General features: G+C 70.7%; 10 protein-coding genes. 8 read left to right on the forward strand and 2 right to left on the reverse strand.

Annotated features, from left to right (window positions below; translation table 11 throughout):
• The first annotated feature begins 10 nt into the window (after positions 1–10).
• The 4 genes from NTM_RS04335 (at position 11) to NTM_RS04350 (ending at position 9,067) form a co-directional block, all read left to right on the forward strand.
• Positions 11–1,846, forward strand: coding sequence for an Hsp70 family protein (locus NTM_RS04335; protein WP_104861683.1), 1,836 nt, complete (start codon positions 11–13; stop codon positions 1,844–1,846).
• 3 nt (positions 1,847–1,849) lie between these two features.
• Positions 1,850–4,342, forward strand: a complete 2,493-nt coding sequence (gene iniR, locus NTM_RS04340; protein ID WP_163765557.1) for an isoniazid response ATPase/transcriptional regulator IniR — start codon at positions 1,850–1,852, stop codon at positions 4,340–4,342.
• Between the two features lie 141 nt (positions 4,343–4,483).
• Positions 4,484–7,684: a 4Fe-4S dicluster domain-containing protein gene (locus NTM_RS04345; protein ID WP_163765558.1), complete on the forward strand. Its 3,201-nt coding sequence runs from the start codon at positions 4,484–4,486 to the stop codon at positions 7,682–7,684.
• 114 nt (positions 7,685–7,798) lie between these two features.
• Positions 7,799–9,067, forward strand: a complete 1,269-nt coding sequence (locus NTM_RS04350; protein ID WP_163765559.1) for a pyridoxal phosphate-dependent aminotransferase — start codon at positions 7,799–7,801, stop codon at positions 9,065–9,067.
• Here NTM_RS04350 and NTM_RS04355 read toward each other — a convergent pair.
• Positions 9,055–9,678, reverse strand: a complete 624-nt coding sequence (locus NTM_RS04355; protein WP_163765560.1) for a DUF4304 domain-containing protein — start codon at positions 9,676–9,678, stop codon at positions 9,055–9,057. The genes NTM_RS04350 and NTM_RS04355 overlap by 13 nt on opposite strands.
• A gap of 73 nt (positions 9,679–9,751) precedes the next feature.
• Between NTM_RS04355 and NTM_RS04360 the strand changes: the two genes are divergently transcribed.
• Genes NTM_RS04360 through NTM_RS04375 form a run of 4 tightly spaced genes read left to right on the forward strand, consistent with a single transcriptional unit; the run spans position 9,752 to position 14,657 of the window.
• Entirely contained in the window at positions 9,752–10,981 is a 1,230-nt protein-coding gene (locus NTM_RS04360) for a YibE/F family protein (protein WP_179963880.1), read from the forward strand.
• Between the two features lie 33 nt (positions 10,982–11,014).
• Positions 11,015–11,536, forward strand: a complete 522-nt coding sequence (locus NTM_RS04365) for a 2Fe-2S iron-sulfur cluster-binding protein (RefSeq protein WP_163765561.1) — start codon at positions 11,015–11,017, stop codon at positions 11,534–11,536.
• On the forward strand, positions 11,533–12,522 hold the full coding sequence (locus tag NTM_RS04370; protein WP_163765562.1) for an FAD binding domain-containing protein: 990 nt from the start codon (positions 11,533–11,535) through the stop codon (positions 12,520–12,522). Before NTM_RS04365 ends, NTM_RS04370 begins: the two co-directional genes overlap by 4 nt.
• Positions 12,522–14,657, forward strand: coding sequence for a xanthine dehydrogenase family protein molybdopterin-binding subunit (locus tag NTM_RS04375; protein ID WP_163765563.1), 2,136 nt, complete (start codon positions 12,522–12,524; stop codon positions 14,655–14,657). The genes NTM_RS04370 and NTM_RS04375 overlap by 1 nt, the downstream gene beginning before the upstream one ends.
• On the opposite strand, the gene NTM_RS04380 is transcribed toward NTM_RS04375, so the two are convergent.
• The gene (locus tag NTM_RS04380) at positions 14,552–15,328 is read right to left on the reverse strand and encodes a gamma-glutamyl-gamma-aminobutyrate hydrolase family protein (protein WP_104861677.1); all 777 of its coding nucleotides are present in this window, start codon (positions 15,326–15,328) and stop codon (positions 14,552–14,554) included. The genes NTM_RS04375 and NTM_RS04380 overlap by 106 nt on opposite strands.
• Positions 15,329–15,339: the final 11 nt, after the last annotated feature.

Genomic DNA, 15,339 nt, shown 5'->3' on the forward strand with positions numbered 1-15,339 from the left:
AGACGCCGCCATGACCGAACCGCTCGGGTTGTCGATCGGTACGACGAACCTTGTCGCGGCCCGCGTGGGCCGTACGCCCGTCACCCGCCGATCCATCCTCACCCTCATCCCCGGCCGCGCGCCCGAGGTCGGCTCGCCGGCCGAGACCGGCGGCGCCGCTGGTGTCGTGCTGACCGGTTTCGTCGAGCGCGTCGGCGACCCGGTGCCGCTGGTCGCCGAGGACGGCAGCGCCCATCGCGGTGAACAGGTGCTGGCCGCCGCTCTCGACGCGATGGGGCGGTTGGCCGGTGGCGGTTCGCCGGTCGCGATCGCGGTGCCGGCGCACTGGGGTCCCGGGACCGTGGGGGCGTTGCGCGGCGCGCTGCGCACCGTCACGAGCCTGGCCCCCGACGGCGTGCCTCCGGCACTGGTCCCCGATTCCACGGCGGCGCTGGCGTCCCTGCGCACCACCCCGGGACTGCCGGGCAGCGGTGTGGTCGCGCTGGTCGACCTCGGCGGCGGAGGCACCAGCGTCACCCTCGCCGATGCGGGCGCCGATCTGGCCGTCGTCGGTCAGACCGTGCGCTATCCGGAGTTCTCCGGCGACGGCATCGACGGGGCGCTACTGGACCACGTGCTCGCCGGGGTCACCGACACCGGCGGGAACGACGCCGACACCGCGGGCACCGCTGCGGTCGGGCCGCTGTCCCGGCTGCGCGACGAGTGCCGGGCCGCCAAGGAGCGACTCTCCGCCGAGACCGCCACCGCCGTCCCGGTCGACCTGCCCGGGTTCCGGTCCGACGTGCGGATCACCCGCCCCGAACTGGAGCAGCTGATCAGCGGGCCGCTCGACGGGCTCCTGGCCGTCGTCGAGGACACGCTGCAGCGCAACAGCGTTCCGCTGGAACGCCTTTCGGCCGTCGCGACGGTCGGCGGCGGGGCCGCGATCCCGCTGGTGACGCAGCGGCTGTCCGAACGGTTGCGCGCGCCCGTGGTCACCACGCCGCAGGCACTGCTGAACATCGCCGCCGGCGCCGCGGTGCTCGCCGCCCAGAGCTCGGACGGCGACGCGCCGACCGGTATGGCGCCGACCGGCATGGCCGCCGCGGCCGACGTCCCGACCGCGATGGGTCCGGCCGTTGACGCTCCGACCGCACTGGGCCCGGCCGCGCCGCCGGTCGCCGGTGAGGCGCTGGCCTGGTCGGAGGACGACGAAGCCGTCGACCCGACGCCGTACACCGGCGCCGACTACACCGCACCCGCCGACTACGGCGACGCGGGCGTGACCGGCGCCCGGCCCCCGGTGAGCTTCGGGGCCGACGGTTACGCCGCCGGCTATCAGGACGAACTGCCACCACTGCCCTGGTACAAACGGCCCCCGATCCTGTTCGGGCTGGCCGCCGCCGCGGCACTGCTCGCCGTCGGCGGCTTGGCGGTGACGCTTACGTCGTCGAGCGGCGATTCCACCACCGTCACCGAAACCGCAAGCACCACAACGCCTTCGGAGGGCGCGCCGGCCGAGTTGCCGCCGCCGGTGACCACGGTGACCGTGGGTCCGGACGGCATCGCGACCACCACGGTCAGCCAGCCACCGCCCCCGCCGCCGGAGTCGACCACCACGACCACCACCACCTCACCGACGTCGTCGACCACCACCACGACGACGACCACCACCACGACCACCACGACGACGACCACCACCACCCCGCCGACGACCACGACGACGCGCACCACCACCACGGCACCGCCGACGACCACGCCACCCCCGACCACGGTGGAGCCGCCGCCGACCACCGTCGAACCGCCGCCGACGGTGGATCCGGAACCGATCGTGACGACGGTGATCCCTGACGACGGCGGCGCCTGACCTGTGCTCCCGGCCGCCCGTGACGCGATCGCGGCCGTCGACGCCGATCCGCGGGCGGCGACCAAGCTGCTGGTGACCGGCGGCATCGGCACCGGCAAGTCGACGGTGCTGACCGCCGTGCGCACCGCGTTCCGCGGGGCGGGCCGTCAGGTGCTGGCCCGGCCCGGCGCGATCGGCGGGGACGCGGCCGTCGTCGTCGACGACGCCGATCTCCTCGACGCCGAGAGCCTGGGCCGCCTCACCGAGTTGGTGGCCGACCCCGCCGCCACCGTGGTGGTCGCGACACAGCCTCTGGCGCACCACCTTCCGTTGCGGACTTTGATGACCGAACTGGAACGTGAGCACTCGCCGGTCATCCTCGGCCCGCTGTCCCCGAACGATGTCGCCGCGGCGGCGGCCACGCGCCTCGGCGTCCCGGCCGGGGGCGACCTGACCCGGCTGCTCGTCGCCGCCACAGGCGGGCTCCGGTTCCTGCTCACGCCCGCGCTCGAGGCGGTCGACGGCGGCGCACCCGCGATACGTCAGGCCGCCGCGGTCAGGCTCGCCGAGCGACTCGCCCGTCTCGACGACGGACTACTCGACACCCTGCTCGTCGTCTCGCTGGGCACCGGACTCGGGCCCGACGACGTCGCCGCAGCGCTTCGGCTGACCCCCGATGCGGCGCTGGCGACCGTCGACCGGGCGCGTGCCTGCGCGCTGGTCGACCCCGTGCACCCGTCGGCGTTCCTGCGCTCGGTGCACGACGGGATCGCCCAGATCGTCGGTGCCGCACGACATCACGACATCGAGGTGGCGCTGCTGAGCTCGCAGCTGGAGCTGGGCACGCTGACCGCCGACCTCGCGTTGCGGATCGCCGAACACGGCCTGCGCGACGACCGGCTGGCCGCGGCGCTGACCGACCTGGCGGCCCGCGGCCACGACCGGCCCGCGCACGCGGCCCGGCTCTACCGCGCCGCCGCCGGGGCGGGCGCCACCGCGTCGAACGCCGGGCTGGCCGACGCGCTGGCCCTGACCGGGGACTGCACGACCGCGGGCCGTGTCGCCGACGAACTGCTCACCTCACCGGAGCCGGCCGAACGCGCGGCCGCGGTGCGAATCGCGGCGAGCATCGCCGCCCACGACGGGGCCACCGCGCAGGGCGCGGACCTGTTCCGCTGGTTGGGGCCGACCTCGGACGCCACGGTGTCGGCCGCCGCGTCGATCGTCGCGCTGGGTGTCGGCGACGCCGCAGCGCTGCGCACCGCCGCGGACGCCGAGTCCGCCGGCCCGCCGACGTCGGCCGCGAGGTCGGCACGCAGCGTCACCGAGGGCCTGTTGATGACGCTGGAGGAGCCCTACCACGCGGCGGTTGCCAGGCTCGGTCGGGCGATCAGCGTCGACACCGGGCAGCGGGGCGTGCTGCCCGACACCCCGGCCGCGCTGGTGACCCTCGCCGCGCTGCACGGCGGAGACCCCGTGCGGGCGCGCAGCGTGATCGGCCGTGCCGTACACGCCGACGCCCGGCCCGACCGCGCGGATGCGATCTTCGTCACCCATCGGCACCGCTTGCTGCAGGGCTGGGCGCACCTGCAGGACGGCCAGCTGGCCGCCGCCGCGGCGGCCGTCCCCGCGGACGGCTACTCCGCGCTGCACCGGCGCGACGCGTTGTGGGCCGCCGCACTGCACACCGGCGTGGCGCGGCGCAACGGCGACAGCGGGGCGATGCAGAAGCACTGGCACGCGGCGATGGACGTACTGGCCGAGAGTTCGGCCGAGGTGTTCGCCGTGCTCCCGCTCGGCGAGCTGTGGGTCGCGGCGGCCCGGATGCGCCAGGTCGACCAGGTGCGCCACGCGGTCGACGAGGTGTTCGGGCTGTTGGCCACGCTCGGTGACCCGCTGCTGTGGTCGCTGCCGCTGCACTGGGCCGGGGTGCACGCGGGGATCCTCGCCAACGCACCCGACGCCGTCGCACCGCACGGGCAGGCGCTGACCGCGGCGGCCCCGCACAGTCCCTTCGCCAAGGCGCTGGCCACGGCGGGTCGTACCTGGCTGCGGGTGCTGGCGGGACACGTCGACGCCACCGAGGTCGCCGCTGCCGCGCGCGGGCTGGCCGGGTTCGGCCACACCTGGGATGCGACCCGGCTGGCGGGGCAGGCGGCGTTGCAGACCTCACAGCCCCGCATATCCCAGGCCATGCTGCAGCTGGCCCGCGACCTGAAACAGGCGACCGCGCCGGTCGACGTCACCGCCGGTCCCGAACCCGCTCCGCGCACCGCCGCGGCGGGTGGGCCCGTGCCGCCGCGGCAGGCGTCGACCCAGCTGTCCGAGCGCGAGCGCGAAGTGGCCGAGCTGCTGCTCCAAGGCATGCCCTACCGCGAGATCGGCGCTGCGCTGTTCATCTCGGCAAAGACCGTCGAGCACCATGTGGCGCGGATCCGGCGCCGGCTCGGTGCGGAATCGCGTTCGGAGATGCTGTCCATGCTGCGCGCCGCCATGAACCCGGCGGACTCCCGATAGCACACCCAACCGGTTAGTTAGGCCAGCCTTCGTAGCGCTGGTTATCCAGTGGATGTAACTATGAGCAGGCATCGAGCTTAAGTTACTCACCAGTAACCGACTCTAAGTTACCCACGGGTAACAAGAAAACCGGAGGCCCGCGTGGAAACGCAGATGTTGATCAGGATCATCGCCGGGGTCCTGATGCTCGCCGTCGTCGGGGTGTTCGCCGCCAAACGCGTCGTCTGGCTGACCAAGCTGATCCGCTCCGGGCAACCGCTGAGCGAGGGCAACAACCGCAAGGACAACCTCCAGAAGCGCATCACCACGCAATTCGAAGAGGTCTTCGGGCAAACCCGCCTGCTGCGCTGGTCGATCCCCGGCATCGCGCACTTCTTCACCATGTGGGGCTTCTTCGTCCTGGCCACGGTGTACCTGGAGGCCTTCGGCCTGCTGGTCGACCACGACTTCCACATCCCACTGGTCGGCCGCTGGGATGTGCTGGGCTTCCTGCAGGACTTCTTCGCCGTCGCGGTGCTGCTCGGCATCATCACCTTCGCGATCATCCGCATCGTCCGCGAGCCGAAGAAGCACGGCCGCGACTCCCGGTTCTACGGATCGCACACCGGCGGCGCGTGGCTGATCCTGTTCATGATCTTCAACGTCATCTGGACCTACGCGCTGGTCCGTGGCGCCGCCGCCGTCGTCGGCAACCTCCCCTACGGCAACGGCGCGTTCTTCTCCCAGTTCATGGGCTGGATCCTGGCGCCGCTCGGTCACACCGCCAACGAGTGGATCGAGACACTGGCGCTGCTCGCCCACATCGCCGTCATGCTGGTGTTCCTGCTGATCGTGCTGCACTCCAAGCACCTGCACATCGGCCTGGCCCCGATCAACGTCACGTTCAAGCGGATGCCCAACGCGCTCGGCCCGCTGCTGCCGGTGGAGTCCAAGGGTGAGCTGGTCGACTTCGAGGATCCCGCCGAGGACGCCATCCTGGGCCGCGGCAAGATCGAGGACTTCACCTGGAAGGGCTACCTCGACTTCACCACCTGCACCGAGTGCGGCCGCTGCCAGTCGCAGTGCCCCGCATGGAACACCGGCAAGCCGCTGTCCCCGAAGCTCGTGATCATGAACCTGCGCGACCACATGTTCGCGAAGGCGCCGTACTTCCTCGACGGCAAGGAATCTCCGCTGGAGAACACCCCTGAGGGTGGCCTCGGCGAGGAGCTGCGCGGTGAGAAGCGCAGCGAGAAGCACTCTCACGATCACGTCCCCGAGTCCGGTTTCGAGCGCATCCCGGCCGACTCGCCGCTGCAGGCCACCCGCCCGCTGGTCGGCACCCTCGAGCAGGGCGGCGTGATCGACCCCGACGTGCTGTGGTCCTGCACCACCTGCGGCGCGTGTGTCGAGCAGTGCCCGGTGGACATCGAGCACATCGACCACATCGTCGACATGCGCCGCTACCAGGTGATGATGGAATCCGAGTTCCCCGGCGAGCTCGGCGTGCTGTTCAAGAACCTGGAGACCAAGGGCAACCCGTGGGGCCAGAACTCCAAGGACCGCACCAACTGGATCGACGAGGTCGACTTCGACGTGCCGGTGTTCGGTAAGGACGTCGACTCGTTCGAGGGCTATGAATACCTGTTCTGGGTCGGCTGCGCCGGCGCCTACGAGGACCGTGCCAAGAAGACCACCAAGGCCGTCGCCGAGCTGCTCTCCGCCGCCGGCGTGAAGTACCTGGTGCTCGGCGAAGGCGAGACCTGCAACGGCGACTCGGCCCGCCGCTCCGGCAACGAGTTCCTGTTCCAGCAGCTGGCCGCGCAGAACGTCGAGACCCTCAACGACCTGTTCGAGGGCATCGAGCGGGTCGACCGCAAGGTCGTCGTGACCTGCCCGCACTGCTTCAACACGCTGGGCCGCGAGTATCCGCAGGTCGGCGGCAACTACACCGTGCTGCACCACACCCAGCTGCTGAACCGCCTGGTCCGGGACAAGAAGCTGATCCCCGTCAAGAACACCGACGGCAGCCCGGCCGGACAGGACATCACCTACCACGACCCGTGCTACCTGGGCCGGCACAACAAGGAGTACTCGGCTCCGCGTGAGCTGATCGGTGCATCGGGCGCGAAGCTCACCGAGATGCCCCGGCACGCCGACCGTGGCCTGTGCTGCGGCGCGGGCGGTGCGCGGATGTGGATGGAAGAGCACATCGGCAAGCGCGTCAACACCGAGCGCACCGAGGAGGCCTTCGACACCGGTGCGTCGGCGATCGCGACCGGCTGCCCGTTCTGCCGCGTGATGATGACCGACGGCGTCGACGATGTGTCCGCGTCCCGTGACGTCGAGAAGATCGAGGTGCTCGACGTCGCTCAGCTGCTGCTGGGCTCGCTGGACAAGAGCTCCTTCACCCTTCCCGAGAAGGGCACGGCGGCAAAGGAATCCGAGGAGCGCGCGGCACGCAAGGCCGCCGAGGCGCCGGCCAAGGTCGAGGAGCCCGAGGCCGCCCCCGTCGAGGAGGCCGCACCCGCCGAGGCCAAGGCGAGCACCGCCCCGACGGAGACCAAACCCGTCACCGGACTCGGTGTGGCCGGTGGCGCCAAGCGCCCCGGCGCCAAGAAGACCGCCGCCGCTCCCGCCGAGGACAAGCCGGCTGCCGCGCCCGCCAAGGGTCTCGGCATCGCAGGCGGCGCGAAGCGTCCGGGTGCGAAGAAGGCCGCCCCGGCCGCTGCGGATACCGCAGCGAGCACCGCCGAGCCGGCCAAGGCCGAGCCGGAGGTCAAGGGTCTGGGCATCGCCGGCGGCGCCAAGCGTCCCGGCGCGAAGAAGACGGCCGCCGCACCGGCCGCGTCGGCCGAGGCCGCACCGGCAGAGGCACCGGCAGAGACGGCGGCGAAGCCCGAACCCGAGGTCAAGGGCCTCGGCATCGCCTCGGGCGCACGTCGCCCGGGCGCGAAGAAGGCTCCGGCCGCCAAGCCGGCGGAGGGCACCGTCGTGCAGCCGCCGAACGTCGACCCGGACAAGGCCACCGCGGGCACCGAGGCAGCCGACACCGCCGATTCCGACCGCGGGCTCGACGCCGCCGCGAAGCCGGAACCTGAGGTCAAGGGCCTGGCGATCGCCAAGGGCGCACGCCGTCCCGGCGCCAAGAAGGCCGCCCCCGCCGCGCCGGCAGCTCCTGCCGCCGCGGAACCCGAGGAGGCACCCGCAGCCGAGGCACCCGCCGAGCCGGAGCCGCAGGCACCGGCAGACCCGTCCGGCAACGGGTCCAGCGGCAGCGGTGACGATCGCATCGTCGGCGACGAGCCGCCGGTGAAGGGGCTCGGCATCGCCAAGGGCGCACGTCGACCCGGCCGCAAGTAGTTCGCGAGTAGTTCGAGCCGGCGGGTCCCCTACGGGGCCCGCCGGACTCGTTTTCGGGGGTTCGTGCGATCAGGTGCGGAAAACACCTGGACAACCCGTGGGAGACTTTTCGGCATGAGTACGCATCAGGCGCCGTGGCAGACCGGCGGTGGCCAGCACCTGCGCCAGCGTGAGTTCACGCAGTCGAGCAAGCTGCAGGACGTTCTCTACGAGATCCGCGGACCCGTGCACGAGCACGCGGGCCGGCTGGAGGCCGAAGGCCACCGCATCCTCAAGCTCAACATCGGCAACCCCGCCCCGTTCGGGTTCGAGGCCCCCGATGTGATCATGCGCGACATCATCGCCGCGCTGCCCCACGCGCAGGGCTACTCCGATTCCAAGGGCATCGTCAGCGCCCGCCGCGCGGTCTTCACCCGCTACGAACTCGTCGAGGGTTTCCCGCGGTTCGACATCGACGACGTGTTCCTCGGCAACGGCGTCTCCGAGCTGATCCAGATGACGCTGCAGGCGCTGCTGGACAACGGGGACCAGGTGCTGATCCCGGCGCCGGACTATCCGCTGTGGACCGCGTGCACCTCGCTGGCCGGCGGGACCCCGGTGCACTACCTGTGCGACGAGACCCAGGGCTGGAATCCCGACGTCGCCGACATCGAGTCGAAGATCACCGACCGCACCAAGGCGATCGTGGTGATCAACCCGAACAACCCGACCGGCGCGGTGTACAGCCGCGAGGTCCTCACCCAGATCGCCGACCTGGCGCGCAAACACCAACTGCTGCTGCTGGCCGACGAGATCTACGACAAGATCCTCTACGACGACGCCGAGCATGTATCGCTGGCCTCGGTGGCGCCGGACCTGTTGACGTTGACGTTCAACGGCCTGTCCAAGGCCTATCGGGTAGCCGGATACCGCTCCGGGTGGCTGGTGATCACCGGCCCCAAGGAACACGCCGCCAGTTTCATCGAGGGCATCAGCCTGCTGGCCAACATGCGCCTGTGCCCGAACGTTCCTGCCCAGCATGCGATTCAGGTGGCGCTCGGCGGCCATCAGAGCATCGACGACCTGGTGCTGCCGGGCGGGCGGCTGCTCGAACAGCGCGATGTCGCGTGGGAGAAACTCAACGAGATCCCCGGGGTGTCCTGCGTGAAGCCGCGGGGCGCGCTGTATGCGTTCCCGCGCCTGGACCCCGAGGTGTACGACATCGCCGACGACGAGCAGCTGGTGCTCGACCTGCTGCTGCAGGAGAAGATCCTGGTGGTCCAGGGCACCGGATTCAACTGGCCCACACCGGATCACCTGCGCATCGTGACGTTGCCGTGGGCGCGTGACCTGTCCGCCGCCATCGAGCGGCTCGGCAACTTCCTGGCCGGCTACCGGCAGTAGGGTCCGGCCACGGCGCTGATCCTGTCGCTGAAGATCTCCCAGCGGTCCTGGGTGCCGAAGCGGTCGCGCAGCTTACCGACGTAGGCGTTCAAGGTACCGAGGTCTCCGCTCGCCGCGAGGTAGCAGCACGTCTTCTCGTAGGCGATCAGCAGGTTGTTGGTGACGGCGTAGTCGACGAGCTCGCTCGTCGTCGAGATGCGTTCCACCTCTGCGACGACCAGGCCCAGGTTTTCGCACAGTCTCTTGCCGAAAGCCGACATATCCGTGCTCCGGTCGAACCGCAGCTCGTACGGAGCCTCTGGCACGAGGTGCTCCCAGCGACGATCGAGCAGGAATTCCTCAGGCCGATGCAGATTACGGGAATGGCCGGGGCAGGATTCGTCGATCTCCACGGAACCGACGCCGACGTTGACGAAGAATCCGTACCAGGGTGCGACGCTGTTGTTCCAGTTGGCCTGGAACTCGATGACGTCGTACAGCGGTCCGCGCGATCGGCGAAAAGTGTTCTTGGACCTGACGAATCCGAGGGACTGGAGTACCGGCACCACCCCGTCGGCGACCATGGTCTCGTAGCGTCGTTTCAATGCCGAACGGTCGGCGCCTCTGATCATGTCCTCAGGCTAAGTCGCCGTGACGGCCCCCTTGCGCGCCAATTCCGCCGGCCCGGCCCACTACCCTGTCCGGGTGGCGCACTCGCATTCGCACTCGTTGGCCGGTCCGTCGCCGCTGGGACCGCTGGCCGCCAGGATCGTCGTCGGCCTGCTGGTCGCGATCGGCGTCGCGGTGCTGATCGGCGCGGCGCTGCTGTGGCCCAGCGGGGAGAAGGCCGACATCCCGCTGCCGTTCCAGAACGCCGCGGGCGGGGCGGTCACCACCGAAACCGGCCATGTGCTGTCCAGTACCGCGGCGACGTGCGGCAGCCCGTCGGCGGGCTCGGTGCTGACCTCGGCGCCGCTGCCGTCCGACGGTGCCGGCGCCGAGTGCGTGCAGTCGCTGGTCGCAATCGACTCCGGTCCCAACCGGGGCGCCAACACCCTGCTCGAGATCGGGGTCGGGCCCGGCCAGCCGACGCTGGCGGTGGGTGACGATGTCCGCCTCAGCCGCCAGGTCGACGACGCCGGGGTCACCAGCTACGCGTTCTACGACTTCGAGCGGTCATGGCCACTGGCCGCGTTCGCGCTGGTGTTCGCGGTGGTGATCGTCGCGGTGGCGCGGTGGCGGGGTTTCCGGGCGCTGGTCGGGATCGTGATCGCCTTCGGTGTGCTGGTGGTGTTCCTGCTGCCGGCCCTGCGTGACGGCGCCCCGGCCGTGCCGGTCGCGCTGGTCGGATCGGCGGCGATCCTGTACGCGGTGATCTACCTGGCGCACGGGGTCAGCCTCCGTACCAGCGCCGCGCTGCTCGGCACCCTGGCCTCTCTGCTGCTGGCGGCGGTGTTGTCCTGGGCGGCAATCGAATTGACTCACCTGACCGGGCTGTCGGAGGACCAGAACAACGAGGTCGCCGCGTATCTGGGCAACGTGTCGATCACCGGGATGCTGCTGGCGGGATTCATCATCGGTTCCCTCGGTGTGCTCAACGACGTCACGGTGACCCAGGCCTCGACGACGTTCGAGCTGGCGGCGCTCGGCGACGCGTCCCGGCGCGACGTGTTCGTCGGCGCGATGCGGGTGGGCCGCGACCACATCGCGTCCACGGTGTACACGCTGGTGCTGGCGTATGCGGGTAGCGCGTTGCCCCTGCTGCTGTTGTTCAGCGTCGCGAACCGGTCGCTCGGGGATGTGCTGACCAGCGAGCTGGTGGCGATCGAGGTGGCGCGGTCGGCGGTCGGCGGCATCGCGCTCGCACTGTCGGTGCCGCTGACCACCGGCATCGCCGCGCTGCTGGCCGCCCCGCGGGTCGACCGCCGGCCGTAGTTTGGTGCGTCCGGCCCCGGGTATCCGCCGACGGTGAGCCGGCCCCACCACAGTTCTGACGTCAGCCTCGAGGTCGACGGACAGCAACGATCCGTCACCGTCGACAATCGCATGACCCTGTTGGACGCGCTCCGCGAACGACTCGGCGCCACCGCCCCGAAGAAGGGCTGCGACCACGGGCAGTGCGGATCGTGCACCGTGCTCGTCGACGGCCGCCGCGCGATCAGCTGCCTGGTCTTCGCGGTCGCGGCCGACGGTGCGCGGATCACCACCGCGGCAGGCCTCGGTGACGGCGATGCGCTGCATCCGGTCGCCCAGGCGTTCCAGGACGACGACGCGTTCCAGTGCGGATACTGCACCCCCGGCCAGATCTGTTCTGCGGTGGGCATGCTCGACGAGGTCAAGGCGGGCGCACCGAGCGTGATCGCCGACGACCTCGACGCATCCCCGGCGCTGACCGATGACGAGATCAGGGAGCGGATGAGCGGGAACCTGTGCCGCTGCGCGGCGTATCCGAACATCGTCGCGGCGATCGGCAAGGCGGCAGACCGGTGAAACCGTTCGAGTACCACGTCGCCACCAGTGCCGCCGATGCCGTCGCGACGCTGACCGCGCATCCGGGTGCGGCATATCTGGCCGGCGGCACCAACCTCGTCGACCACATGAAACTCGGTGTGGCCGAACCTGATCTGCTCGTCGACGTCAGCCGCCTCGACCTCACCGAGGTCACCGTCGGCGATGACGGCGGCGTGACGATCGGCGCGAACGTGCGCAACAGCGATCTGGCCGCCCACCCGGTGATCCGCTCGCATTATCCGATGCTGTCGCGGGCTCTGCTCTCGGGGGCGTCCGGACAGCTGCGCAACGCGGCGACCACCGCCGGAAATCTGTTGCAGCGCACCAGATGTGTGTACTTCCAGGACGTCACCACCGCGTGCAACAAGCGCGAACCGGGCAGCGGCTGCTCGGCGCTCGGCGGGTATGTGCGCTACCACGCGATCCTGGGCGCGTCGCCGCAGTGCGTGGCCGTACACCCGTCGGACATGGCGGTCGCGATGAGCGCACTGGACGCGGTGGTCGTCGTCGAGGGCACCGACGGGACGCGCCGGATACCCGTCATCGAGTTCCACCGGCTGCCCGGCGACGAACCGCACCGCGACACCGTGCTCGGCCACGGTGAACTGATCACCGCGGTCGAGATCCCCGCCCCGCCGCCCGGCGCGGTCTCCGACTACCGCAAGGTCCGCGACCGCGCGTCGTACGCGTTCGCGCTCAGCTCGGTCGCCGCGGAGCTCAGTTTCGTCGGCGATGCGATCGCCACGGCACGCATCGCGCTCGGCGGTGTCGCCCACAAACCGTGGCGGGCCCGCAAGGCCGAACAGATGCTCGCCGGCGCCGCCGCGGACGCCGACGTGTTCAGCGCGGCGGCCGACGCCGAACTCGACGCCGCGGAACCTTTGCCGGGCAACGAGTTCAAGGTCGAACTGACCAGGCGCACGCTGATCGCGCAGCTGCGGATGCTCACCGAGAGGGGCCGGTGATGACGCTGCTCGAACCGCGCGCCATCGGCACACCGGTGGCCCGCCGCGACGGCGTGGCCAAGGTCACCGGCACCGCGACCTACGCCTACGAGCATCTGGTCGAGTCCCCCGCGTACCTGCATCCGGTTCAGGCCACCGTCGCGCGGGGACGGGTGATCACGATGGACGCGGTCGCCGCCCGCGCCGTCGACGGGGTTCTCGACGTGCTGACGGTCTTCGACGCCCCGGAGCTGGCTGACAGCTCCGACGGTGAGCTCGCGATCCTGCAGGACGACCGCGTGCACTTCCGCGGTCAGATCATCGGCGGCGTGGTCGCCGAGACCGCCGAGATCGCCAGGCAGGCCGCGGCACTGGTGCGCACGGAGTACATCGCGGAACCGCACGACGCGGAGCTGCGCGCCGACCATCCCGGCCTGTACACGCCGGATTCGGTCAACCCGTCCTATCCCAGCGACACCGCCGACGGCGACGCCGACGCCGCGCTGGCCGCCGCCGAGGTGGTCGTCGACCAGATCTACACCACGCCGCTGGAGCACAACAACCCGATGGAACCGCACGCGTGCATCGCACAGTGGCAGGTCCGCGACGGCGAACCCGATGTGCTGCTGTACGACTCGACGCAGGGGCCCCACGCGGCCCGCAAGGCGCTCGCGCCGATCCTCGGGCTCGAGGTCGACCGGTTGCGGGTCGTCGCACCGTACGTCGGCGGCGGGTTCGGGTCGAAGGGATCTCCGCACGCCCACAACGTGCTCACCCTGCTGGCCGCACAACGGGCCGACGGGCGCCCGGTCAAGCTCGCGTTGACCCGCCAGCAGATGTTCTCCCTCGTCGGTTACCGCACCCCGACGATCCAGCGGGTCCGGTTGGCCGCCGACAAGGACGGCCGACTCACCGCGCTCGTGCACGACGCCATCGGGCAGACCTCCGCGGTCAAGGAATTCGCCGAGCAGACGGCCGTCACCTCCCGCAAGATGTACGCCACACCGAACCGCAGGACGACGCACCGCCTCGCGGCGCTCGACGTCGCGGTGCCGTTCTGGATGCGCGCGCCGGGCGAATGCCCAGGCACCTTCGCCGCCGAGGTGGCGATGGACGAGTTGGCCGTCGCCACCGGGATCGATCCGATCGAGCTGCGCATCCGCAACGACCCCGAGGTCGACCCGGAGACCGGGAACCCGTGGTCCGGGCGGCATCTGGAGGAATGCCTGCGCCTCGGCGCGCAGCGGTTCGGCTGGTCGCAGTGGGACCGCAGGCCGGCGCAGCGGCGCCACGGCGAGTGGCTCCACGGTGTCGGGGTCGCCTCGGCGACGTACCCGGCGATGCAGATGCCCGGCAACACCGCACGGATCACGCACGCGGCGCAGGGACGCTATCTGGTGCAGATCGGCGCCGCCGACATCGGTACCGGAACCTGGACCACGCTGACGCAGATCGCCGCGGACGCGCTCGGCTGCGACCTCGCGGCAGTGGAGTTGCAGATCGGCGACTCGGCGCTGCCGGATGCGTCGGTGGCGGGCGGATCGTCGGGGATCAATTCCTGGGGGCGCGCGATCGTCGCTGCCGCACAACGGTTCCGCAGCGACCACGGTGACCCGCCGGCGATCGGTGCGAGCAGTGAGGCCGAGGCGCCGGAGAACCCGGATTCGGACAAGTTCACCATGCAGTCCTTCGGCGCGCACTTCGTCGAAGCGAAGGTGAACCTCGACACCGGTGAGATCCGGGTGCCGCGGATGCTCGGCGTGTTCTCGGTCGGGCGGGCGATCAACCCGCGCACGCTGCGCTCACAGCTGATCGGTGGCATGACGATGGGGTTGTCGATGGCGCTACACGAGGAGAGTGTGCGCGACCCCCGCTTCGGCCACGTCGTCACGCAGGATCTCGCGACCTATCACTTCAGCTCGCACGCCGACGTCGAGGACGTCGACGCGATCTGGCTCGACGAGACCGACGAGCACACCAACCCGATGGGCTCGCGCGGTGCCGGCGAGATCGGCATCGTCGGTTCGGCCGCGGCCGTGGTGAACGCGGTCTACAACGCCACCGGCGTGCGGGTGCGGGATCTGCCGGTCACCTTGGACAAGGTGCTGGCCCGCCTTTCCCCGCACGACTCGACGAAGCCCTCGAGGATCCGGTAGGAGAATTCGCAGGTGCCCCAGTTGACTTCGGGATGCCACTGGACCGCGGTGACCGGGTGGTCGGGGGACTCGAAGGCTTCCACCAGACCGTCGGGGGCGTATGCGGCCGCGGTGAAGCCGTCGGCCAGGCGGCGCACCCCTTGATGGTGCTGGCTGTTGACCTTCATCCTGGCGCCCGCCTGCGTCCACCGCGCGATCCGGCTGCCTTCGACGAGATCGACGTCGTGCGCGGTCTCCAGGAGAGCCTCCTCCCCCAGCCGGTGCGCGATCGGCGAGGGGAAATCGCGGGGCAGATCCGCATAGAGCGCACCGCCGCGGGCAGCGGTGACGAGCTGGGCGCCGCGGCAGATCGCCAGGGTGGGCACGCCCAGCGTCCAGGCGGCCTCGAACGCCGCGATCTCGTTCTCGTCACGGATGGGGTTCACCCAGGTCAGTGTCGGATCGTCGGGGTCTCCACCCCATCGGCGCGGATCCACGTCTCCGCCGCCGCTGATGATCAGCCCGTCGACGGTCCCGACCGTGTGCTCCAGGTCGGCGAGCGCGGTCGCGCACTCGACCGCCATCGGTATCGCGCCGACGGCTTGCAGGCCGTCGAACATCTTGCGCCAGTGCACCATCCGGTCGAGTTCGGCGGCGTTGAGGGTGACGGCTATGAGGGGTTTCTCGGTCATGGGTGGTTCCT

It is taken from the genome of Mycolicibacterium parafortuitum, assembly GCF_010725485.1.
Taxonomy (GTDB): Bacteria; Actinomycetota; Actinomycetes; order Mycobacteriales; family Mycobacteriaceae; genus Mycobacterium.